The 21867-nt window shown below is 58.2% G+C and carries 20 protein-coding genes and 2 tRNA genes; 16 read left to right on the forward strand and 6 right to left on the reverse strand.

The window, feature by feature from the left end:
- Window positions 1-27: 27 nt before the first annotated feature.
- The 10 genes from cmk (at window position 28) to ACONT6_RS06535 (ending at window position 9872) form a co-directional block, all read left to right on the forward strand.
- Window positions 28-714, forward strand: a complete 687-nt coding sequence (cmk, locus tag ACONT6_RS06490) for a (d)CMP kinase (RefSeq protein ID WP_428820938.1) — start codon at window positions 28-30, stop codon at window positions 712-714.
- 181 nt (window positions 715-895) lie between these two features.
- Window positions 896-2575 (forward strand): 30S ribosomal protein S1, encoded by a 1680-nt coding sequence (gene rpsA / locus ACONT6_RS06495; protein ID WP_078086000.1) that lies wholly within the window; start codon window positions 896-898, stop codon window positions 2573-2575.
- 140 nt (window positions 2576-2715) lie between these two features.
- Window positions 2716-3024 carry an integration host factor subunit beta gene (ihfB, locus tag ACONT6_RS06500; protein WP_181253496.1) on the forward strand — a complete coding sequence of 103 codons (309 nt, stop codon included), beginning with the start codon at window positions 2716-2718 and terminating at the stop codon, window positions 3022-3024.
- Between the two features lie 157 nt (window positions 3025-3181).
- The gene (locus ACONT6_RS06505) at window positions 3182-3409 is read left to right on the forward strand and encodes a LapA family protein (protein WP_428820939.1); all 228 of its coding nucleotides are present in this window, start codon (window positions 3182-3184) and stop codon (window positions 3407-3409) included.
- A gap of 1 nt (window position 3410) precedes the next feature.
- Entirely contained in the window at window positions 3411-4601 is a 1191-nt protein-coding gene (gene lapB / locus ACONT6_RS06510) for a lipopolysaccharide assembly protein LapB (RefSeq protein WP_428820940.1), read from the forward strand.
- Between the two features lie 54 nt (window positions 4602-4655).
- Complete coding sequence (gene pyrF / locus ACONT6_RS06515) at window positions 4656-5372, forward strand: orotidine-5'-phosphate decarboxylase (RefSeq protein ID WP_428820941.1); 717 nt, start codon at window positions 4656-4658, stop codon at window positions 5370-5372.
- A gap of 189 nt (window positions 5373-5561) precedes the next feature.
- Window positions 5562-5864: a ComEA family DNA-binding protein gene (locus ACONT6_RS06520; protein WP_428820942.1), complete on the forward strand. Its 303-nt coding sequence runs from the start codon at window positions 5562-5564 to the stop codon at window positions 5862-5864.
- Window positions 5865-5962: 98 nt separating this feature from the next.
- Window positions 5963-6895, forward strand: coding sequence for an NAD-dependent epimerase/dehydratase family protein (locus tag ACONT6_RS06525; protein ID WP_428820943.1), 933 nt, complete (start codon window positions 5963-5965; stop codon window positions 6893-6895).
- A complete protein-coding gene (locus ACONT6_RS06530; RefSeq protein WP_428820944.1) occupies window positions 6895-7788 on the forward strand; it encodes an MraY family glycosyltransferase in 894 nt (297 codons plus the stop codon). The genes ACONT6_RS06525 and ACONT6_RS06530 overlap by 1 nt, the downstream gene beginning before the upstream one ends.
- Before the next feature lie 80 nt (window positions 7789-7868).
- Window positions 7869-9872 carry a polysaccharide biosynthesis protein gene (locus tag ACONT6_RS06535; protein ID WP_428820945.1) on the forward strand — a complete coding sequence of 668 codons (2004 nt, stop codon included), beginning with the start codon at window positions 7869-7871 and terminating at the stop codon, window positions 9870-9872.
- Between the two features lie 158 nt (window positions 9873-10030).
- On the opposite strand, the gene ACONT6_RS06540 is transcribed toward ACONT6_RS06535, so the two are convergent.
- Both ACONT6_RS06540 and ACONT6_RS06545 read right to left on the reverse strand, forming a co-directional pair.
- A tRNA-Asn gene (locus tag ACONT6_RS06540) sits at window positions 10031-10106 on the reverse strand.
- 95 nt (window positions 10107-10201) lie between these two features.
- Window positions 10202-10277 (reverse strand) — tRNA-Asn (locus ACONT6_RS06545).
- Window positions 10278-10515: 238 nt separating this feature from the next.
- Between ACONT6_RS06545 and uvrB the strand changes: the two genes are divergently transcribed.
- From uvrB to ACONT6_RS06575, 6 genes are all read left to right on the forward strand, one after another.
- Window positions 10516-12525 (forward strand): excinuclease ABC subunit UvrB, encoded by a 2010-nt coding sequence (gene uvrB, locus ACONT6_RS06550; protein WP_428820946.1) that lies wholly within the window; start codon window positions 10516-10518, stop codon window positions 12523-12525.
- Between the two features lie 103 nt (window positions 12526-12628).
- A complete protein-coding gene (locus tag ACONT6_RS06555; protein WP_428820947.1) occupies window positions 12629-13312 on the forward strand; it encodes an ABC transporter ATP-binding protein in 684 nt (227 codons plus the stop codon).
- Window positions 13300-14256: an HlyD family secretion protein gene (locus ACONT6_RS06560; protein ID WP_428820948.1), complete on the forward strand. Its 957-nt coding sequence runs from the start codon at window positions 13300-13302 to the stop codon at window positions 14254-14256. The genes ACONT6_RS06555 and ACONT6_RS06560 overlap by 13 nt, the downstream gene beginning before the upstream one ends.
- A complete protein-coding gene (locus ACONT6_RS06565) occupies window positions 14253-15269 on the forward strand; it encodes an HlyD family secretion protein (RefSeq protein ID WP_428820949.1) in 1017 nt (338 codons plus the stop codon). The genes ACONT6_RS06560 and ACONT6_RS06565 overlap by 4 nt, the downstream gene beginning before the upstream one ends.
- Window positions 15266-16489 (forward strand): efflux RND transporter periplasmic adaptor subunit, encoded by a 1224-nt coding sequence (locus ACONT6_RS06570; RefSeq protein WP_428820950.1) that lies wholly within the window; start codon window positions 15266-15268, stop codon window positions 16487-16489. Before ACONT6_RS06565 ends, ACONT6_RS06570 begins: the two co-directional genes overlap by 4 nt.
- Window positions 16486-17808 (forward strand): ABC transporter permease, encoded by a 1323-nt coding sequence (locus ACONT6_RS06575; protein ID WP_428820951.1) that lies wholly within the window; start codon window positions 16486-16488, stop codon window positions 17806-17808. Before ACONT6_RS06570 ends, ACONT6_RS06575 begins: the two co-directional genes overlap by 4 nt.
- A gap of 54 nt (window positions 17809-17862) precedes the next feature.
- On the opposite strand, the gene ACONT6_RS06580 is transcribed toward ACONT6_RS06575, so the two are convergent.
- The 4 genes from ACONT6_RS06580 to ACONT6_RS06595 all read right to left on the reverse strand — a co-directional run bounded on the left by ACONT6_RS06580 (window position 17863) and on the right by ACONT6_RS06595 (window position 21827).
- Window positions 17863-18573 carry a peptidase gene (locus ACONT6_RS06580; RefSeq protein WP_428820952.1) on the reverse strand — a complete coding sequence of 237 codons (711 nt, stop codon included), beginning with the start codon at window positions 18571-18573 and terminating at the stop codon, window positions 17863-17865.
- Between the two features lie 67 nt (window positions 18574-18640).
- On the reverse strand, window positions 18641-19468 hold the full coding sequence (locus tag ACONT6_RS06585) for a transglutaminase family protein (RefSeq protein WP_428820953.1): 828 nt from the start codon (window positions 19466-19468) through the stop codon (window positions 18641-18643).
- A complete protein-coding gene (locus tag ACONT6_RS06590; protein ID WP_428820954.1) occupies window positions 19465-20400 on the reverse strand; it encodes an alpha-E domain-containing protein in 936 nt (311 codons plus the stop codon). The genes ACONT6_RS06585 and ACONT6_RS06590 overlap by 4 nt, the downstream gene beginning before the upstream one ends.
- Window positions 20394-21827 (reverse strand): circularly permuted type 2 ATP-grasp protein, encoded by a 1434-nt coding sequence (locus ACONT6_RS06595; protein WP_428820955.1) that lies wholly within the window; start codon window positions 21825-21827, stop codon window positions 20394-20396. Before ACONT6_RS06595 ends, ACONT6_RS06590 begins: the two co-directional genes overlap by 7 nt.
- Window positions 21828-21867 lie beyond the last annotated feature (40 nt).

A 21867-nucleotide genomic window follows, 5' to 3' on the forward strand; every position in this document is an offset into this window, starting at 1 on the left:
AGATTAACGCGAGCAGTACCGATCGTTATGACAGAAGCTACCATCAAGGCCCCAGTGGTCACCATCGACGGCCCCAGCGGCTCCGGCAAGGGCACCATCGCCAAGTTACTGGCGGACAAGCTGGGCTATGCGTTGCTGGACTCCGGCGCGCTGTACCGCCTGACCGCACTGGCGGCCCTTAATGCGGATGTGGATCTGGCAGACGAGGCGCGTGTGGCGCAGATTGCGGCGAACCTGGATATTCGCTTCGACATCGCGGGTGGAGAGGTCAGTGCAATGCTTTCGGGCAAGGATGTCAGCCGGGATATCCGTATGGAGCGGGTGAGTATGGCAGCGTCTCAGGTGGCGGCGATTCCGGCGGTGCGCTCGGCATTGTTGCAGCGCCAGCGGGACTTCCGCGCGGCCCCGGGTCTGGTGGCTGACGGTCGCGATATGGGCACCACGGTGTTTCCCGACGCGCCAGTCAAGATATTCCTGACCGCCAGTGCGGAAGAGCGCGCCCGCAGGCGTTTTGATCAGTTGCGGGGCAGGGGTGTTTCTGTTAGCCTCCGCGACCTGCTGGAGGACATCCGCGCCCGGGACGACCGGGATATGAACCGCGCAGCCTCCCCACTGGCACCGGCGGAAGACGCCACAGTGCTGGATAGCACGGACATCGACATAGACGGTGTTCTGCAAAAGGTGCTTGAGTTGGTACAAAAGCGTATCGCCTGAGCCGGACTGGCAAACAGTTCCTACAATCAGTTTTTTAACAACAGCGGCCGGGATCAGCCAGAATCGCCCGGCCGCTGTTGTAATCCGACCCGCGTGCTGGCAGCGCGGTGGGGTCTGAGCTGAAGATTGACTACCTTTTACAGTCATCCCCGGCCGGGCCTGCCCCATATAGGTATGAGTAATGACCGAGAACTTTGCTGAGTTATTTGAAGAGAGCTTGAAGAGTGTTGAGATGGCGCCTGGCGCTATCGTGACCGGTATGGTTATCGACATCGATAAAGACTGGGTAACCGTACACGCGGGCCTGAAGTCTGAAGGTGTTATTCCGGCAGAGCAGTTCAAAAACGAGAAAGGCGAAGTCGATCTGCAGATCGGCGACGAAGTACAGGTAGCTCTGGAAGCCGTTGAAGATGGCTTCGGTGAAACCCGTCTGTCCCGCGAAAAAGCCAAGCGCGCTGAAGCCTGGAAAATCCTCGACGCTGCACACGCTGCAGACGAAGTGGTTAAAGGTGTTATCAGCGGCAAGGTTAAAGGTGGCTTCACTGTTGACGTTGCCAACATCCGCGCGTTCCTGCCGGGCTCTCTGGTAGACGTACGTCCGGTTCGCGACACCGCGCACCTGGAAGGCAAAGAGCTCGACTTCAAAGTGATCAAGCTGGATGCCAAGCGCAACAACGTTGTTGTTTCCCGCCGTGCGGTAATGGAAGCAGCGAACAGCGAAGAGCGCGAAGCACTGCTGGCCAGCCTGCAAGAAGGTATGGCGATCAAGGGTATCGTGAAGAACCTGACCGACTACGGCGCGTTCGTAGATCTGGGCGGTATCGACGGCCTGCTGCACATCACCGATATGGCTTGGAAGCGCATCAAGCACCCGAGCGAGATCGTGAACGTTGGCGACGAGATCGAAGTAAAAGTCCTGAAGTTCGACCGCGAGCGCAGCCGCGTATCCCTGGGTCTGAAGCAGCTGGGCGAAGATCCTTGGGTCTCCATCAAGCAGCGTTACCCGGAAAACAGCCGCGTGAAGGCTGTTGTAACCAACCTGACCGACTACGGCTGCTTCGCAGAGCTGGAAGAAGGTGTGGAAGGTCTGGTACACGTTTCCGAAATGGATTGGACCAACAAGAACATTCACCCGTCCAAAGTTGTCAATGTTGGCGACGAGGTCGAGGTAATGATTCTGGACATCGACGAAGAGCGTCGTCGTATCTCCCTGGGCATCAAGCAGTGTCAAGAAAACCCGTGGGATGCCTTCGCGCGTAAATTCGCTAAGGGCGACAAGATCTCCGGTAAGATCAAGTCCATCACCGACTTCGGTATCTTCATCGGTCTGGACGGCAGCATCGACGGTCTGGTTCACCTGTCCGACATCTCCTGGAACGAAGCTGGCGAAGAAGCCGTACGCAAGTTCAAGAAAGGTGACGAGCTGGAAACCGTTATCCTGGGTATCGACTCCGACCGCGAGCGTATCTCCCTGGGTATCAAGCAGCTGGAATCCGATCCGTTCTCTGATTACGTAACCAACAACGATCGCGGCAGCATCGTAATGGGTACCATCAAAGAAGTGGACGCCAAGCAAGCCATCATCACCCTGGCGGACGAAGTTGAAGGCGTTCTGCGCGCTTCCGAAATCAGCCGCGATAAGGTTGAAGATGCCCGCAACGCTCTGAAAGAAGGCGAAGAAGTAGAGACCAAGATCACCAGCGTGGATCGCAAGAACCGCGTGATCAGCCTCTCCATCAAAGCCAAGGATCAGGACGACGAGAAGCAGGCGATCAAGGATCACAGCAAGAAGCAGGCTGAGCAGGTTCAGCCGGCGACTATCGGTGACCTGATCAAGGCTCAGATGAATAACAAAGACTAATAGATCCTTGCTATTCATGGCTTCGGCTCAATGAGCTGAAGCTATCCGAAAGCCGGACTGGGGTTGCCCAGTCCGGCTTTCTATTAGATGATTGCCGCTATTCCAGAATAATCAATGACTTAGAAAGGATTGCGGACTGCATGACCAAGTCTGAACTGATCGATAAGATAGCTCTGAGGTTGGATCAGCTGCCGGTAAAGGATGTGGAGCTGGCGGTCAAAGTCATGCTGGACACCATGTCGGGTGTGCTGGCGGAAGGTGAGCGGATAGAAATACGCGGATTTGGCAGTTTTTCCCTGCATTACCGCGCGCCGCGAACCGGGCGTAACCCCAAAACCGGGGATTCCGTCGAACTGGCCGGGAAGTATGTACCTCACTTCAAGCCGGGAAAAGAACTCAGGGACAGAGTAAATCAGCAGATGCAGCGCGACGAGTATGAAAACGCTTGATTGCTGAGCTGATTGCAGTGGGCTAACACTGTAACGGATTATAGATATTGCACTCCTTACGGAGTCGGAGGTTCATTTGTCATTTCTGCGCTGGATATCTCGATTACTGTTTGGGGTACTCGCTCTCGCCTGTATAGCATTGGGCGTTTATTTCGCCGTGGACAATCCGGAAAGCATTACCCCGAGATTCGCGGGATATGACCTGTTTCCGGGGAGCGTGGGGTTCTGGCTGATTGGCTTCTTGCTGATCGGTGCCTTGCTGGGCTTCCTGGCCAGCCTGTTACCTTACTGGACCGAGCGTCGCCGGGTAAAAGCATTGGAGCGTCAGTTGCTGCGTACCGAGCGCGAGCTGAATACGGTTCGACGCCAGGTTGCCGGAGAATGAGTTGAGCGACCTGACGTTTTTCATTTTCATTTTTGCCGCCATCGGTATCGGCTGGTATCTCGGTCGCAAGAGTGGCAAAAAGAAAGGTGCTAAAAACAATCAGCACCAGGCGCTGGCGCAGTCCTATGCGCAGGGCCTCAATTACCTTCTCAGTGAGCGCCACAACGATGCCATCGAAAAGTTTATCGATGCGTTGGAAGTCAGCAGCGCTACCTTCGAAACCCATCTGGCCCTGGGTAACCTGCTGCGCAAGCGCGGCGAGCACGACCAGGCCATCCGCGTACACCAGAACCTGCTTGCCCGTCCGAGCCTGAACCGGATCAGTCAGCAAAAGGCCCAGTTGGAACTGGCCCGGGACTATATTGCCGCGGGATGGTTGGATCGCGCCGAGCGCCTGTTGCAGGAGCTGGTAGAAACGTCTTCCGAATTGCGCAGCACCAGCCTGGAATACCTGGTTGAGGTATACCGGGATGAGCGGGAGTGGGCCAAGGCTATCCACGCGGTCAACTTGTTGCACAGCCGCCGGTTCAAGAAGTTGCCGGAAGAGTGGGCCCCGATCCAAGCGCATTTCTGTTGTGAACTGGCGGACGAAGCGATCAATGGGAAGGATTATCTGAGCGCGCGCAAGCATATCGATGCCGCGCTGGGGTACGACCGTCATTCGGTGCGTGCAAACCTGTTGCTCGGGCGCCTCGAATACCTGCTGGGGCGACCACAGAGTGCCATCAAGGTGCTGGAGCGGGTACCGAAGCAGAACCCAGACTATATTCCTGAAATCCTCGAGTTGCTGATTACCAGCTATGAAGCGGTGGGCGATGAGTCTGGCCTCGTGGATTACCTGGAGCGATTGCTCAAAGAGCATCCCTCCAACAGTGTGCTGATCGCTTTGACCGAACGTATACATCAGCAGAAAAGTGAGGCGGATGCGGCCGCTTTTATTGGCAAACAGCTGGCCCTGCGTCCATCTCTGCGCGGACTGGGACATTTTCTCAACCTGCACGTGGATAGCACCCAGGGCCGTGCGCGGGAAAACCTGTTCCTGCTGAAAAACCTGATTGACCAGCTTATCGCCAGCCGGCCCCATTACCGCTGTAATAACTGTGGTTTTTCCGGTAACCAGCTGCACTGGCTTTGCCCCAGCTGCAAACGCTGGGATAGCGTGCGCTCTGTGAAGGGCATCGAGGGCGAGTGACCTTCTGCCCGCAGCGCACACTCTTCAACGTGTTTTTGACTTTTGAGGTGTTCATTGACTGACTCAGTTTCCTCTCCGGTGATCGTGGCGCTGGATTACGACAATGCGGAAGCCGCACTGGCGATGGCCGCGCAACTTGATCCCTCGGTGTGTCGGGTAAAGGTCGGCAAAGAGCTGTTCACCATTGCGGGGCCGGACCTGGTGCGCAAGCTGGTTGAGTCCGGGTTTCAGGTATTCCTGGATCTGAAATTCCACGACATTCCCAATACTGTGGCGGCAGCGGTGCGTGCGGCGGCCAACCTTGGCGTATGGATGGTCAATGTGCATGCCAGCGGCGGCGAACGGATGATGCGCGCGGCTGCCGAAGTTCTGGCCCCGCTGGGGGACAAGCGCCCGCTGCTTATTGGAGTCACTGTGCTGACAAGTACCGCGGAAGATGAGCTGGCGCCGGTCGGTGTCGTCCGTCCTCTCGCCGATCAGGTGGTTGCGCTGGCCAAGCTCGCTCAGGGAAGTGGGCTGGACGGCGTGGTGTGTTCCGCGCAGGAAGCCGAAAAGCTGAAATCTGAATGCGGAGCGGATTTTGCCCTGGTGACACCCGGTATTCGCCCGGCGGGCTCTGACGCGGGTGATCAGCGGCGTATCGTGACTCCGGTACAGGCGCTGAAAAATGGTTCTGATTATCTGGTGATTGGCCGCCCGATTACCGGAGCGGACAAACCGGCAGAAGCGCTGGCAGCGATCGTGGAAGAAATTCAGAAATCGGAACGGTAAGGCCCCGGGGCTCGGGTTGGAACGGCTGTTCAAGTTTGAGATCGGGTGTGCCGCGCTGTAATAGTGTGTAATGGTGATTCGCTCAAAAATCCCCGTTGTAGATGGTAGAGTTTTGCGGGCCTTGGGGAGGTTTGTCGTCCCTCGGAATTAAAAGGAGTGTAAACCCAAAACTACCAAAAGGATTTTGCCATGAAATTTTTCCGTATCCCGCTGGCCGCAATTTTTGCTATTGCGCTGTTGGTCACTAACGCGCCGATGGTGAGTGCTGAAGAGGCTGTTTCTCAGGAGCAGGTGCAGACACTTGTCAACCTGAACACCGCCACCGTGGAGGAGTTGTCCGAGGTGCTTGAAGGCGTCGGCCCGGCAAAAGCGGCACTGATCGTGGAGTACCGCGAAGCGAACGGAAACTTTTCCAGCATGGAGCAGTTGCTGGAGGTGAAAGGGATCGGGCTTGCCACACTGGAAAAGAACAAGGATCGGATCCAGCTGTAATGATCTCGCCGAGACAGCGCCACAGGGCGCTGTCTTTTTTTGTGAGATTAGATCGAGCTGGGCTCAACCGAAAAACATAGAAGGTAGAAAACGTAAAAATGCGCTGGGTGGTAATAGGCAGCTCGGGATATATCGGTTCGGCCCTGTGTCGCTACCTGGTTGAGGACGGCAACGCGGTGCTCTCCGTATCTCGTGGTGCGGCCGGTCCGCAGGGGTGTAGCCACCTTCAGATTGGGGAGTTTATAGCGGGAGCGTTTGCTGGTGTATTTCAGCCGGGTGACATTGTGGTCTATGCGGCCGGGATGTCTTCCGCAAAAGATTGCCGTAAGAATCCCGCACTGGCGGACACGCTGAACAATCAGCTGCCATGCACATTGCTGTCCCTCGCTGACAGGGCGGGGGTGGATCAGTTTATATACCTCTCAAGTGTCAAGGCGGTGCGTGCGCCCGCTGGAGAAGTTGCCGGAGAAAGTGCCGGACAGCCAGCCACCGATCCCTATGGGCAGAGTAAGTGGCGCGCAGAGCAGGGGTTATTGGCCCAGCAGTGCAAGATGCGAGTGAATATTTTGCGTCCGGCGGCTGTTTACGGGCAGTTTTCCGGAGATGTGGGGGGAGGGCAGCCGACCCCGCGCAAGCGCGCGTTTGTATGGCGGAACCGGTTGAGACGGTGGTGTAAGCTGGTTCCCGTGGTGCCGGCAACCGGATACCGCAGTTTCGTAGCATTGGAAGATCTGCTGACCGCCATAGCGATACTGGCGGGTTCCAGCTGTAATCGTGAGGTGTTTATCGCCGCTGAGCCTCGGTATTACAACCTCGCGACGATCAGCGCGGCAGCCAGTGGGCGCAGTGTAAAAAGTGATCGCTTTTTCGCCGGGTTGCTGCTGTTGCCATTTCGGCTGCTTTCGGCTCTGGGAGTTAAGACTGGCGTCCTTGAAGTGGCGAGGAGCGAGCTTTATAGTGCTGGGCGCCTAAAATCGCGGCTCAACTGGCGGCCGGAAGGGCGTTACAGTCAATTCTTGAGGGGTGAATAATGGGGGCGGTAGTGGAAGTTTGGCTGACCCCGTTGTTGGTGTCTTGTGTAGTGACCGTGTGTATTCTGCGTGTGCTGCTTGCCCGTCTGGGGAACCTGGCGCTGGATACGCCAAATCATCGCTCCCTGCATGAGACGCCGGTGCCGCGTACCGGTGGCTGGGCACTGATTGCCGGTGTAACCTCCGGTATTGTGGTCAGTGGTATGACGCTCTCCATTGGCACCGTTTTTGCTTTTCTCCTGTTGTTTTTAGTGTCACTGGTAGACGATTTACGTCAGTTAGGCGCCGGCTTGCGCTTTGCTGTACAAACTTTGTCCGTATCGTTGCTATTGTATTCACTCGCGCCTCAGGTCGAACCCTGGCTTTTGTGGCCCGCTCTGATTTTTGCCGGTGTGTGGTGCATCAACCTGTACAACTTTATGGACGGCATGGACGGTTTTGCGGGCAGCATGACCGGTATCGGCTTTGCCACATTGGGCATTGTTTGCGCTTTGCAGGGGGCGACCGCCCTGGCGGGTATTTGTTTTCTGATTGCCATCTGTAGCGTCGCGTTTCTGTACTACAATTGGCCGCAGGCGCGTATCTTCCTCGGGGATGCGGGCTCTACCGTAATTGGCCTGGCGGCATTTGCGGTGAGTGTGTCGGGTTGGCGGCAAGGGGTATTCCACTGGCTGGTGCCGCTGTTGGTATTTTTGCCGTTCTGGCTAGATGCGACAGTGACCTTGATTATCCGGGTGTTGAAGAGAGAGCGCTGGTGGGAAGCGCACCGGCAACACCTGTACCAGCGAATGGCTTTGGGGTTTGGGGTAAAAACTTCACTTTTTATCGAGTTGTCCGTGATGCTCTGCACGTCCCTGGTGGCGTTGCTGCTGGTACTATCTGGAGTAGCTTGAATTATTCCATCGGAAGGTGAGATGTATTTGTTTAGGGAATGGATCGCTCCGATCCGGGACCGGATCATATTGGGGGAATAGTGAAGCGCTTTTACAAGGCTGCGCAAAAAAACTACAAGCCGGTTTTAATGCTGTCATACGATTTGCTGATGTTGACGGCGGCATTCCTGCTGGCGATGACCATCCGGTTCAATGGGGCCGGTCTGGTTACCGAGCCGGCAATGGCGCTGTGCCTCGGGATGACGCTGGTCTCCAGTAGTTTCATCTTTCTGCGGTTGGGCTTGTACCGCACAGTAATCCGCTACATGGGTCAGCAGGCGATCGTCGCTGTGCTCCAGGGGGTTACCGCCTCGGCGGTGGTGCTCGCCGTCGCTTCCTACCTTACTTACGCGGGTGTGCCGCGTTCAGTTCCTGTCATTTACTGGTGTTTCGCGCTGATTACCGTAGGTGGCTCCCGCTGGTTGGTGCGTATCTATTACCAGATGGCGCTGGAAATCCACAAAAACCGGGTGGCTATCTACGGCGCCGGCACCGCGGGTCTTCAGCTGTACAAGGGGCTGATCCACGGCGAGATGTACAAAACCGTCGCCTTCTTCGATGACAATGCCTCCAAGCAAAATACCCTGATCGATGGGGTACTCGTATACAGTCCCGCCAATATTCTGGAAGTCATTGCCGATCGGGATATTTCCGAGGTACTGCTGGCCATGCCCGGTGTGCCCAAGCGCCGGCGCCGGGAAATCACCCGCAGTCTGCGAGAGCGGGGCGTGGTGGTGAAAGTGATTCCGGGTATGGAAGAGCTGGTGGACAGCGCCGGACGCGTTTCCGATGTCTCCCAGATCTATGAAAACATCCTCGGCCGTGCGCCAGTAGAGCCCCAGAAAGAGCTGGTGTCCTCCTCCATTGCGGGCAAAGTCGTACTGGTGACCGGGGCGGGGGGGTCCATTGGATCCGAGCTCTGTCGGCAGATCATCCAGTGGGGGCCTGCGCAGCTCATCATGCTGGAGGCCTCGGAATTCTCCCTTTACCAGATCGAGCGGGAACTGCGCCAGCAGCAGCTGGATGAAAACCTTCAGGTGGAAGTGACAGCGCTGTTGGGCGATGTGCGCAATCGCACCCGGATGGCGGAGATTATCCAGTCGTTCAAAATTCACACGATCTATCACGCGGCGGCCTACAAGCATGTGCCGCTGGTAGAGCAGAACGTCGCAGTGGGCGCCGAGAACAACGTCCTGGGCACGCTGTCTGTACTGGAGGCTGCCGAGGCCTCAGGCGTTGAGCAGTTTGTGCTGGTCTCCACTGACAAGGCGGTGCGCCCCACCAACGTGATGGGGGCAACCAAGCGCCTGGCAGAACTGATCTGCCAGGATTTCGGGCGGCGCTTTGGCCGCACCCGGGTGTGCATGGTGCGCTTTGGCAATGTACTCGGCTCATCGGGTTCGGTTATCCCCCTGTTTACCGACCAGATCAATGCCGGTGGCCCGGTAACGGTGACCCACCCCAAAGTAACCCGATTCTTTATGACTATTCCGGAAGCTGCACAGCTGGTGCTGCAGGCGGGTAGCATGGGGCGCAAAGGCGAGGTTTTCGTCCTCGATATGGGAGAGCCGGTGCGTATTCTGGATATCGCCCGGCGCCTGATCCAGATTATGGGGCACACCGTACGCGACGACGCCAATCCGGATGGGGACATCGAAATCCAGATCACCGGATTGCGCCCCGGGGAAAAACTCTACGAAGAGTTGTTGCTGGGAGATAAGGTTGCGGGCACTGATCATCCGATGATCATGCGGGCAGAAGAAGAGCGCCTGTCCAGCGACCAGTTGCAGTTGTTTATTGGTGAGCTGCGTGAAGCCTGCGCCCGTCAGGACGCGGAAAGTGTCCATCGCATCCTGGTTGAGGCGGTGAAAGACTATGCGCCGAAACAGGAGCTGATCGACGTGGTCTGGAATCAGTCCATCGCCACGGCCGCAGAGCGGGGCCTGCCGACGATTGCGGCCGAGCGCGGTGCGGAAGTGAAGCAGCTGCCGACCGGTGGCCGCAGCAGAGTGCGTCGCCTGACCGGGGAGATGCCTGAGGTGTGATTCTGGCTGTGCGGGGTGATAGGTCTGAGCGCCCGGAAAGCTGACAGAAGCCCTGTGCGTCGCGCGGGGCTTTTTATTTTTTGGCGGTAAGCCCGCTGTGCAAGAAAATCGGGTAATAAAAAACCCCGCAACCTTTTCAGGTGCGGGGTTTCTTTATTTGGCTCCGCCTGCTGGGCTCGAACCAGCGACCCAATGATTAACAGTCATTTGCTCTACCAACTGAGCTAAGGCGGAATTTTGGGGTGGGGCCTGTTGGTGAGGACGCCCGAATAGAGCATAGCTCTAAATAAAAACCCCGTAGCCATTGCCGGCTGCGGGGTTTTTGAATTTGGCTCCGCCTGCTGGGCTCGAACCAGCGACCCAATGATTAACAGTCATTTGCTCTACCAACTGAGCTAAGGCGGAACTGTGTCTGATCGGTCCGGAAAAAGTCGTCCCGGTCAGATGGCGCGTATCTTATAGAGCACCCCAGAGTAGGTCAACCCCTTTATTTAAAAATAACTCTTTGATTTTGCAGTGTTTATTTTCTCGCCGATGCTTGTGACCGAGGTGGCGAGATTTGTCGCCGTGGTGGTCATCCGCCTACAATTTCCTTCTTGGATGCGCGCGCCGCGCGTGCAGAGCTTATGAGTGAGTAGGGTATATGGAATCGCGACCATTTGAAGTGGTGAGCAAGTACGAGCCGGCCGGTGACCAGCCAGCCGCAATCGAGGCGCTGGTAGAAGGCATCGGCGACGGTCTCGCGCACCAAACCCTGCTGGGTGTGACCGGGTCGGGCAAGACCTTCACCATGGCCAATGTCATTGCCCAGGTGCAGCGGCCCGCTATTGTCATGGCCCACAACAAGACCCTCGCGGCGCAGCTCTACGGCGAGCTCAAGGAGTTCTTCCCGCGCAACGCCGTGGAGTACTTTGTTTCCTACTACGACTACTACCAGCCGGAAGCCTATGTGCCGTCGTCGGATACCTTTATCGAGAAGGATGCCTCGGTCAACGAGCATATCGAGCAGATGCGTCTGTCCGCCACCAAGGCGCTGATCGAGCGCAAGGATGTGATCGTGGTGGCGACGGTGTCCGCCATCTATGGTCTCGGCGATCCGGACAAATACCTGAAAATGGTGCTGCACCTGGATCGCGGCGATATCGTCGATCAGCGCACCATCCTGCGCCGCCTGGCAGAGCTGCAGTACACCCGCAACGACGCCGATTTCCGCCGTGCGACCTACCGGGTACGCGGGGACATTATCGATATTTACCCCGCCGACTCGGATATGGAGGCGGTGCGTCTGTCCTTGTTCGATGAGGAAATAGAAGAGATCACCCTGTTCGACCCGTTGACCGGGGAGGTGCTACACAAGGTGCCGCGGATCACGATTTTCCCCAAGTCCCACTATGTGACGCCGCGGGAAACCATCGTCAAGGCCATCGACCAGATCAAGGACGAGCTCAAGGAGCGCCTCGAACAGCTGCGCGACAACAACAAACTGCTGGAAGCGCAGCGCCTTGAGCAGCGCACCCGTTACGACCTGGAGATGATGCAGGAGCTGGGCTACTGCAACGGGGTGGAAAACTATTCGCGCTATCTCTCCGGGCGCGACGTGGGCCAGCCACCGCCCACGCTGTTCGATTACCTGCCGCACGATGCCTTGCTGATCATCGACGAGAGTCACGTGACCGTGCCGCAGATCGGCGGTATGTACCGCGGCGACCGCTCGCGCAAAGAGACCCTGGTGGAGTACGGATTCCGCCTGCCGTCGGCACTGGATAATCGCCCGCTCAAGTTTGAGGAGTGGGAGAACCTGTCGCCGCAGACGATCTTTGTATCCGCGACGCCGGGCAAATACGAGGCGGAGCACGCCGGGGCTGTGGTTGAGCAGGTGGTGCGTCCCACCGGCCTGGTTGACCCCATCGTGGAGGTGCGTCCGGCGGCTACACAGGTGGACGATACACTTTCCGAAATCCATCGGTGTGTGGATGCGGGGCAGCGTGTATTGATTACCGTGCTGACCAAACGCATGGCGGAAGATTTGACCGAGTACCTGAGCGACAACGGCGTACGTGTGCGCTACCTGCACTCGGATATCGACACCGTAGAGCGGGTGGAAATCATCCGCGACCTGCGTATTGGTGAGTTCGATGTGCTGGTGGGGATCAACCTGTTGCGAGAGGGCCTGGATATGCCCGAGGTTTCCCTGGTCGCTATTTTCGATGCCGACAAGGAGGGCTTCCTCCGCTCGGACCGCTCCCTGATTCAGACCATTGGTCGCGCCGCCCGTAACCTTGAGGGCCGAGCAATCCTGTACGCGGACAAGATTACGGATTCCATGCAGCGGGCGCTGGATGAAACCCAGCGTCGTCGGGAAAAACAGCTGGAGCACAACAAGGAGCACGGTATTACCCCGAAAGGTATCTTTAAAAGCGTTGCCGATATTATGGAGGGCGCCATCGCTCCGGGCGTTCCGGGCCGTGGCCGTCGCAAAGTGGCGGAGAAAGGCGGTACCTATAAAGCCGACCAGAAGCCGCTCACCGATCAGCAGCGCTGGGCCAGGATCGAAGAGCTGGAAGAGCAGATGTACCAGCACGCCAAGAATCTCGAGTTTGAAGCTGCGGCGAAACTGCGCGACGAGATCACCCAGCTCAAGGAGCAGCAGTAGGTGGACACAGATTGCGTCGTCTGGGGGGATTCGGTAACCTGCAACGGTATGTAAATATCGTATTACATAAGCCGGCCTTTGCCGGCTGACAACGGACTGGCGCGTGATAAGAATAAAAGAGTTGCGCAGGGAGTATGGCGACGGCGATGCCAAAGTGACGGCGCTGCGCGATGTTTCCCTGCATATTGAAAAGAATGAATTTGTCGCTGTGATGGGTTCGTCCGGGTCCGGCAAGTCGACGCTGATGAACATCCTGGGCTGTCTGGATCAGCAGACCGCCGGCCAGTACTGGCTCGACGGCCGCGAAGTTTCCAGTTTCGACGACGAATCCCTCTCCGCTATCCGCAATCGCCATATCGGCTTTATCTTCCAGACCTTTCACCTGTTACCGCGTCTTACCGCTCAGCAGAATGTCATGTTGCCGCTGAGATTTGCCGACGCAAGCGGCGCTGAGGATGCCGGTACACGCGCCGCCGAAATGCTTACCCGGGTGGGGCTCGGCCACCGTATTGACCATCGTCCCTTTGAAATGTCCGGTGGTCAGCGTCAGCGTGTGGCCATCGCACGGGCGCTGATCAATCGTCCCAAGGTCATTTTTGCCGACGAACCCACCGGCAACCTCGACAGCAAAACCTCCGAAGAAATTCTCGAACTGCTTTGCGCCCTGCACAGCGAAGGCCAGACCATTGTGATGGTGACCCACGAGCAGGAAGTGGCTAGCCGCGCACAGCGCATTATCCGGATGAGCGATGGCGAAGTGGTGGAGGATTCAAAATGTACCGTATAGCGCTGCTTGGACTGCTGTTCGCGGCAAACCCGGTGATGGCCCTGCAAGCGCCGCTGCTGCTAAGCGGAGAGTTGCGGGCGGAAGAAAGCCAGTCGTTTATGTCGCCCATGACCGATAACTGGCGAGTGGAAGTACAGTGGTTGATGCCAGAGGGGCAGGTGGCAAAACCCGGCGAGATTGTTGCCGTGTTTGACGGCGCGACCATTCAGGGGGAAATCGATTCGGAAATGGTGGCCCTGGAAACTGCCGAGGAAAAGCTGAAGAAAGACGACAGCAAGTTCGAGCAGGACGTGCTGGAGAAGAAGTTTGCCTTAAAGCGTGCGGAGCTATTGCTGAAAAAGGCCGCTATCGATGCCGCGGTACCCGAGCAGTACCTGAGTGCCTACGAGTTCGAGTCCTACCAGGTGGCCAAGAAGGAAGCCGAGTCCGCGGTGCGCAAGGCGCGCAAGGAGTTGGCGCAGGCTGAGCTGACCCGCGAAGTGGCGGCGACAAAGCAGCGGGCCAAAATTGCCACTTCGCAGACCCGGCTCGAGCACAAGCGCGCACAGCTTGCGTCCATGTCCCTGCGTGCCGAGCGATCGGGTCCGGTTCTGTACGGCAAACATCCCTGGACCGGTGAGCGGGTATTTGTGGGGATGACGGCCCAACCGGGTTGGTTGATTGCGGAAATCCCTTCCCTGAGCGACCTGTACGTTGAAGCCTGGCTGCATGAGGTGGACGCAGACCGGGTACAAAGCGGGCAGGAAGCCGAGCTGGTATTTGATGCTTATCTGGAACGCCGTATTCCCACACGGCTTGCCGAAGTTTCTACGCAGCCGCAAAAACGACAGCAGTTGGGGCCGGGACTTTATTATCGCCTGGTATTCAAATTCATCGAAATGCCAGAGGTTGAACTGCTGCCGGGCATGGGTGCGCGCATTGAATTTGCGGGGGCAGCCCAATGAAAAAGATGGCCGCGTTACTCACCTTACTGCTCACCGCCTGTAGTGGCGAGGAAATCACGGAAACTACGCATCGGTCGGCGCGCACGTCGATACTGCCGATTGCAGGAGAGCTGGAATCGGCGCGCTCGGTCATGGTGGCGCCACCTGCGATCGACCGCATGTGGCAGTACAGCATCAAGCGCATGGCGCCCGAGAACAGTCATGTAGAAGAGGGTGAGGTAGTGGTCGCGTTCGATGACAAGGCGGTGCGCGAACGGCTGATCGAAAAGAAGTCCGAACTCAAGCAGTGGCGCAGTGAACTCAACAATACTCTGCTCAAGGAAAAGCAGACCGCAAAAGACGATATTCTGGCGATCGAGGAAAAGCGCGCGGAGTTCGAAAAAGCGGAGCGCCGAGCCAAGATCCTCGATCAGTCCATGTCGAGAATCGAACGGGAAAAAGCCGCAATTGATTTTGAAATTGCCCGCAACGACCTGACCCTGGCTCGCAAGCTCGCGGAAATGCACAAGCGCACGGGTGAGCTGCGTATCTCCATGGCCAGGCATAAGGTCGCGCGCTCCGAAGGGGAAGTGGCGGTGCTCGAGTCCGAAGTGGAAAAGCTCAAGGTCAAAGCGTCTATCTCGGGCCTGGTGCAGTATGTCGCCAACTGGAAGGGGGAAAAGCCCTCGGCGGGTGAATCGGTTCGATTTGGTCAGCCAGTGCTGCAGATTTCCGATCTCAGTCAGATGCGGGTACGCGCGCAGGCCGATGAGGTAGACAAGGCATACCTGAGTATCGGTACAGGCGTAGCCGTGGCCATCGATGGTGCGGAAGCGGTTACCTTGCGCGGCGAGATTCTGGAGCTTGGAAGGGTAGTGCGCGACCGCGCCACCGGTGACCGGCGCCGGGTAGTCGATCTGCTGGTGGGGCTTGAGGAAACTGGAGGCTCGTCATTGAAACCCGGCATGACTGCATCCCTGTCCCTTGGCGATCCCGCGGGGAAAAAGCTGGCGTCGGCGGAGGAGGTGCTGTGAAGTCAAAATCCTCGTTAAGTATCCTGCTTTTGTGTCTGTCCACGGTGCTTGGCGCCTGCGCAGAAAAACAGTCGGAACCGCTGCTTTTCGAAGTTCAGTACATCGAAAGGGCAGGGCTGGTGCCCGCGCGGGGTGAGCTGCAAGCGGAGTCCGCCACCGCCATTCAGGCACCGTCATCGGGGCCGCCGAAATTCATTGCCTGGCTTGCGCCGGAGTATTCGCTGGTGAAAAAGGGCGATGTGATTGCCCGTTTTGATGGCGAGTCGATGCGTCGCCGCCAGAGCTACGCGGCAAGTGAGTTGACCCAGGCAGAAGAAGACCTGCGGGAAAAGCGTGGCCTGCTGGATACCGAGCAGGTGGCGATTCTCGCGGATATTGACCAGGTGGCGGTCGAAAAGGGCTTTGCCGAGCGTTTTTCCGTGGACGATGATCGACTCAAGTCGCGCCTGGAGATCCTGGAGGAGCAGCTGGATACCCGCTACCTGCAATCGAAACTGGATTACCTGGACTGGAAAAGCGAGCGCTTCGCGACCGGTGCCGAGGGCGAGCTGGCCGTGCTCGCAGTGGCACAACAAAAGCACAGCGCGCAGATAGGGCGTTTGCAGGAGGGGCTGTCAGAGCTGGAAATTGTGGCGCCCCATGATGGCATCTTGACCTATGCCGCCAACTGGCGCGGGGACAAACCCAAGGTGGGTGGTCAAGTGTGGCCGGGGCACAAGGTTGCCGACCTGCCGGATACCAGCGTGATGCAGGCAAAGCTGCAGGTAGCAGAGCGCGAGGCGATTGGTCTCGCGGAAGGGCAGGCGGTGAGCGTGTGGTTCGAGACGGATCCCGCAAAGCGCTTCGCCGCCAAAGTGAAAACTGTCAGCGCGGCGCCCTCGACCATCGAGCGGGGCAATCCTCAAAAATACTATCAGGTAATGGCGGCGTTTGATGAGCAGTTTCCCCGGCAATTCAAACTCGATCGCGACGTGCGCGCGCAGATCCTGGTGGTGGATGCCAGTCCGCGCCTGGAAATCCCGGCGCAGAGTCTGTTCCGGGATGGCGCGGGTGCCTTTGTCTATCTCTACCGCGATGGGCGCTTCCAGCGTCGCAATGTCACCACAGGGCAGGTGACCCCCACGCACATTGAAATCACCGAAGGCCTCGAGCCCGGTGAACGGATTTCCCTCTACGAGGTATCTCCGGCAGGCCGGATGTCGCAGGAGGCAGATACATGAGCGCGCAAGACAACGCGGTAGGGGCGTTTGGTAGTTCCCGGTTTGCACAGTTTGTTGCGCTGTTCAAGCTGTCCCGTGGCCGCGGTGCGCTGCTGACCAGTTTTCGTGAAGCGTTGGCAGAACTTTCCCAGCACAAGCTGCGTACCCTGTTGACTCTGCTGGGCATGATCTTTGGCGTCGGTGCGGTAATCGCCATGCTCAATATCGGCAAGGGCGCCGAGCGCGAAGCCCTGCGCATGATCGAGACAATGGGTCTCAACAACCTGATTGTGCAGGGGCCGGAGCTGGAGAAGGAGGAGCTGTTCGAACAGCGCAAGCAGTCCGCGGGTCTCAGCCTGCGCGACGGCGAGGCGGTGCTGGCTACCCTGAATTTTGTCGAGGCCTTCGCGGCCCAGAAATCCCTGGAAACCTACGCTCTTTATAGCCGTTTTGGAAAAAGCGAGGCCGCGGCTACCGGCGTCAGTCCCGCGTATTTCCGCATGTCTCCGTTTGAGCTCGCTGCCGGTCGCTTGATTGAACCCGAAGATGAGCAGTATTTCGCCCAGGTGGCGGTGCTGGGGGAGTCGGTAGCGCGGCAACTGTTCCCCGGGCGCTCTGCGCTGGGGGAGCGGATCAAGATCAATCAGCTCTGGTTTACCGTCGTCGGTGTGCTCGACTCGCCGTTTGTGGCAGGTTCTGAATTTGAGGGGGTGCGTCTCGGCGCGGAGCAGGATCAGGTATTTATTCCCCTGTCCGCCGCGATGCAGCGCTTCCCCGGTGAACCGCTCGCCGCGGAAGTGACCGAATTGAAATTCAGGCTGGTGGACGGCACCGATGCCGGTGAGGCGGCGCGGGCCATTGCCCATCTGCTCAATCGCCGTCACAACAGCGTCAAGGATTTCACCATGGTGGTGCCGGCGGCACTGATGGCACAGAAGATGGAGACCCAGGCCATCTTCAATATCGTGATGTCCTGTGTTGCCGGCATCTCCCTGCTGGTCGGGGGTATCGGCATTATGAATATCATGCTCGCCACGGTTCTCGAGCGCACCAGCGAAATTGGCCTGCTGCGGGCCGTAGGTGCCACACGACGGGATATCCGCAGTCAGTACCTGATCGAAAGCTTCACCATTGCCATTCTCGGCGGCTTGCTGGGTATTCTGTTCGGCGTGTTGCTGTCGGAAGTGATCGCGCTTTATGCGGGATGGGCCGTGTCCTGGTCGCTGAGCGGGATACTGCTGTCATTCAGTGTATGTGCGGCCATCGGCCTGCTATTCGGGGTGTATCCGGCAATCAAGGCTTCGCGCCTCAATCCCATCGATGCGCTGCAGAGTGATTGAGAATCTGACTGGGCGGCAGGCGCATGCGCCTGCGCGTTCTGGTTTGGCCTGCACTCACGGCATATCGTCAAACAGCAGCTTGATGCCGGCACTCCATGACTGCCGCAGGCGGTTGAAATAATCATCGTCCGCTTCGATCCGCTCCATGCTGAGTTCCAGCGCGTCATTGCGATACACGGCAATATCCAGCGGCATACCCACCGATAAATTCGAGTGCATGGTCGAGTCGAAGGAGATCAGGGCGCATTTTACCGCCTGGTTCAGGCCGGTATCGTAGTGGATGATCCGGTCCAAGATGGGCTTGCCGTATTTGCTCTCGCCAATCTGCAGATAGGGGGTATCTTCGGTGGCCTCGATGAAGTTCCCCTCGGGGTAGATATGGAACAGGCGTGGCGCCTCGCCGCGAATCTGTCCGCCGAACAGGACGTGGCTGCCAAAGTCCACGCCGGCATTCTGCTGTCCCTGGGCATTGTGAGAAATAATCGACTTCACCTGTTCGCCGATGAGTTCCGCGGCGCGAAACAGGCTGCCGACGGTAAACAGGTTAGGCTCCTCCTTTTCTTCGATCTGGATCTGCAGGCGGCTGATCAGGTTCTGGGACGTGGCGAGGTTGCCGGAGGTAAGCAGGGTAAAGCAGCGTTCCCCCGACTGCTGGAAAAGGTGCATTTTGCGAAAGCTGGCAACCTGGTCGACACCGGCGTTGGTGCGGGTGTCTGAGGTAAAGACCAGTCCCTCGTTTAATCGCATGGCAATACAGTACGTCATGGCAATCCTGTGCGCGTGTTGTGCGCAGGAAAGGTAGCACCAGCCGGGGAGCTTGTCATGAGTCTGCTCACTGCTGCGCTTGCTCTTCCGCCGTGCGGCGATCCACCTGGTCTACCAGGGCATAGGCGCGCATGCTTTCCGCGCCGCCACCCCAGCGAATCCCGCGTACCGGTGACGCATCCAGATAATCGATGCCGTGGGCCAGTTTCAGGTGGTGGTTGGTGGCCGAAAGCCCGTTGCTCACATCAAAGCTGTACCAGGCATCTTGCACCCACGCCTCGGCCCAGGCGTGGCTGGCAATATGCTGGTCGTCTCCGGCGTGAACATAGCCACTGACATAGCGCGCGGGAATACCCAGCCAGCGACAGCAGGCGATAAAGATATGGCTGTGATCCTGGCACACCCCGAACCCCTGGGCGAAGGCGTCGGCCGCGCTGCTTTGAGCGTGGGTCATACCGCTGCGATAGGGGATGCGCTCCAGTAGCGCGGACATCAATTCAATCAGCTGGTGCCGGCCCGCTTGCGCCTGCGTGCCTGCAGGACGAAAGCCCCGCGCGAATTCCCGCATGGCATCGCTGGGTTCGGTGAGCGGGGAGGTGCGCAAGAAAACCTCCGGCGGTATCCGGTTTTCACGTTCCGGTTGCTCGTCTTCACCGATCTCCGCGGTGCCCTGGGCGCGAATGGTGATGCCCTGGTGTGGCTGGTCCACGGTGCATACGTGCAGAATGTTGCCGTAAGTATCCAGGGTGCGGTGCACGCTGCCCGGTGCGTCCAGGTGCCATTGCAGGATTTGCTGTCCGGCGGAGGGCTGGGGTGTCAGTCGCAGATACTGGATGCTGTGGGTGACTTCGGTGTCGTAGGTGAAGTCGGTGACATGGTCAATGCTGAGCTTCATGCGCCCTCCCAGTAACTGCGGTGAATCTCGTCGCCGATGGCGTGAATACGCCGCAGCAGGTCGTTCAGGTAGTCGTTCAGCCCGAATCGGATGATGAACTCCACCTCGCCATACTCCAGGCGTGCATGCAACTCGGCGCACAGACGTTTGGCTGCCTGGCCCTGATCCCCCTCAATGGCAATCAGCTGGCTCATCAGCGCACCAATGCAGTAGCGCAGGGAGCGCGGCAGTTCCGCGGAGAGAATTAGCAGCTCGGTAACATTGCGGGTGGTGAGCCCGCCGGTGTATTTATCGTGGTAGGCCTCGTAGGCACCGAGGCTCTGTAGCAGGGCATTCCACTGGTAGAAGTCGATGGCGTGATTGCTGTTGTGCTGCGATTCCATCACCTCGAGTTTTACCCGCAGGATGCGCGCGGTATTGTCCGCCCGTTCGATGAAGGTCCCCAGGCGCATGAAGTGGAAGACATTGTTATGCAGCATGGTGCCGTAGGCGGCGCCGCGGAATTCGTGGGAGCGCTGCTTGATCCAGTCGATCAGGCTTTTTACGCCCTCGTGGTTGATGCCGCGCTGGCGGCGGTGCCGCAGCTCCAGCCAGGTTGCATTGATACTTTCCCAGGCCTCTGAGGAAAGTTTGTCGCGCACGCTGTGGGCGTTGTCGCGGGCGGATCGAATGCTGCTGAATATGGAGCCGTCATTGCTTTCGTCGAACAGGAAGAATTCCAGCAATGCTTCGGCATTTAGCTGCGGATAGGTTTCGCGGAACTGATCCAGGCGGCCGGTGATGGTCAGCGGTGCCAGCAGCTCCTGTTGGCCGCCCTTGGAGTTCGGCATCAGCGACATGTTGTGGCTGACATCCAGCAGACGGGTGAGGTTTTCCGCGCGCTCCAGGCTGCGGGCCATCCAGTAAATACTGTTTGCGGTGCGGCTCAGCATGGGGCGCCCTCCAGTACCCAGGTGTCTTTGGTGCCGCCGCCCTGGGAGGAGTTGACCACCAGGGAGCCCTCGCGCAGCGCCACCCGGGTGAGCCCGCCGGGCACCAGTTTTATTTCATTGCCGCTCAACACAAATGGCCGCAGGTCGATATGTCGCGGTGCGATTCCCTCGTTCACCATGGTCGGGCAGGTGGACAGGCACAGGGTCGGTTGCGCGATGTAATTGGCCGGGTTGTTGCGCAACAGCTGGCGGAAAGTGTCCACTTCCTCTCGGTCTGCCTTGGGGCCGATCAGCATGCCGTAGCCGCCGGCGCCGTGCACTTCCTTCACCACCAGTTCCTCAAGGTGCTCCAGCACATAGGCCAGATCCTCTTCCTTGCGGCATACCCAGGTCGGTACATTATTGAGGATGGGTTCCTCGTCCAGATAAAAGCGGATCATGTCCGGCACGTAGGGGTAAATGGATTTGTCATCGGCGACCCCCGTGCCCAGGGCGTTGGCGAGAATGACATTGCCGTCGCGGTAGGCGGTGAGCAGTCCCGGTACGCCGAGCATGGAGCTGGGATCAAAGGCCAGTGGATCGAGAAACGCATCGTCGATGCGGCGGTAAATCACATGCACCTGACGCGGGCCGGTAGTGGTGCGCATGTAAACACAGCCGTTGCGCACGAACAGGTCTGCGCCCTCCACCAGGGGGACGCCCATCTGCTGCGCGAGAAAGGCGTGCTCAAAAAAGGCGCTGTTGTAACGTCCCGGGGTGAGTACCACCACGCAAGGATTGTCTGCATCGCTGGCGCCCTGCAGGGTTTCCAGCAGCAGGTTGGGGTAGTGTTCTACCGGTGCCACGCTTTGCGCCAGAAACAGTTCCGGGAACAGGCGCATCATCATCTTGCGGTTTTCCAGCATGTAGGAAACGCCGGACGGGGTACGCAGGTTGTCTTCCAGTACAAAGTACTCGCCGTTGTTGTCGCGAATCAGGTCGACGCCGGTGATGGGGATGTAATTGTGCCCGGGCAGGTCGACGCCGAGCATCGCCACCTGGAATTGCTGGTTGGTCAGAACCTGGTCGGCGGGAATGATGCCCGCGCGGAGAATTTCCTGGTCGTGGTAAATATCGTGCAGGAAACGGTTCAGGGCGGTAACCCGCTGGCGCAGCCCGAGTTCAAGATGGGTCCACTCGGAGGCGGGGATAATACGGGGGATCAGGTCGAAGGGAATCAGGCGTTCGGTACCTTCTTCTTCCCCGTAGACATTGAAGGTGATTCCGAATCGTCGGAACAGGGTATCGGCCTCGCGGCGTTTCTGTTCCAGGGTGGCGTCCGGCGTATTCTCGAGCCACTGCAGGTAGGCCTGGTAGTGCTCGTGAACGCCGTCGCTACACAGCATCTCATCGTAGAGGTGGGGTGCAGGTTGTTCAATTGCCGTCATCCATGGGTCCCCGTTTTATTTTTTGTCAATTTACCCCTAT

The organism is Microbulbifer sp. MCCC 1A16149, assembly GCF_050368945.1.
In the GTDB taxonomy this organism is placed as follows: domain Bacteria; phylum Pseudomonadota; class Gammaproteobacteria; order Pseudomonadales; family Cellvibrionaceae; genus Microbulbifer.

Coding starts and splice junctions, on each gene's coding strand:
- ACONT6_RS06575 (WP_428820951.1), top strand. CDS start 16,486: ATGAGCGCGCAAGACAACGCGGTAGGGGCGTTTGGTAGTTCCCGGTTT.
- ACONT6_RS06580 (WP_428820952.1), bottom strand. CDS start 18,573: ATGACGTACTGTATTGCCATGCGATTAAACGAGGGACTGGTCTTTACC.
- ACONT6_RS06560 (WP_428820948.1), top strand. CDS start 13,300: ATGTACCGTATAGCGCTGCTTGGACTGCTGTTCGCGGCAAACCCGGTG.
- ACONT6_RS06590 (WP_428820954.1), bottom strand. CDS start 20,400: ATGCTGAGCCGCACCGCAAACAGTATTTACTGGATGGCCCGCAGCCTG.
- uvrB (WP_428820946.1), top strand. CDS start 10,516: ATGGAATCGCGACCATTTGAAGTGGTGAGCAAGTACGAGCCGGCCGGT.
- ACONT6_RS06565 (WP_428820949.1), top strand. CDS start 14,253: ATGAAAAAGATGGCCGCGTTACTCACCTTACTGCTCACCGCCTGTAGT.
- ACONT6_RS06595 (WP_428820955.1), bottom strand. CDS start 21,827: ATGACGGCAATTGAACAACCTGCACCCCACCTCTACGATGAGATGCTG.
- cmk (WP_428820938.1), top strand. CDS start 28: ATGACAGAAGCTACCATCAAGGCCCCAGTGGTCACCATCGACGGCCCC.
- ihfB (WP_181253496.1), top strand. CDS start 2,716: ATGACCAAGTCTGAACTGATCGATAAGATAGCTCTGAGGTTGGATCAG.
- ACONT6_RS06525 (WP_428820943.1), top strand. CDS start 5,963: ATGCGCTGGGTGGTAATAGGCAGCTCGGGATATATCGGTTCGGCCCTG.
- ACONT6_RS06520 (WP_428820942.1), top strand. CDS start 5,562: ATGAAATTTTTCCGTATCCCGCTGGCCGCAATTTTTGCTATTGCGCTG.
- ACONT6_RS06585 (WP_428820953.1), bottom strand. CDS start 19,468: ATGAAGCTCAGCATTGACCATGTCACCGACTTCACCTACGACACCGAA.
- rpsA (WP_078086000.1), top strand. CDS start 896: ATGACCGAGAACTTTGCTGAGTTATTTGAAGAGAGCTTGAAGAGTGTT.
- ACONT6_RS06530 (WP_428820944.1), top strand. CDS start 6,895: ATGGGGGCGGTAGTGGAAGTTTGGCTGACCCCGTTGTTGGTGTCTTGT.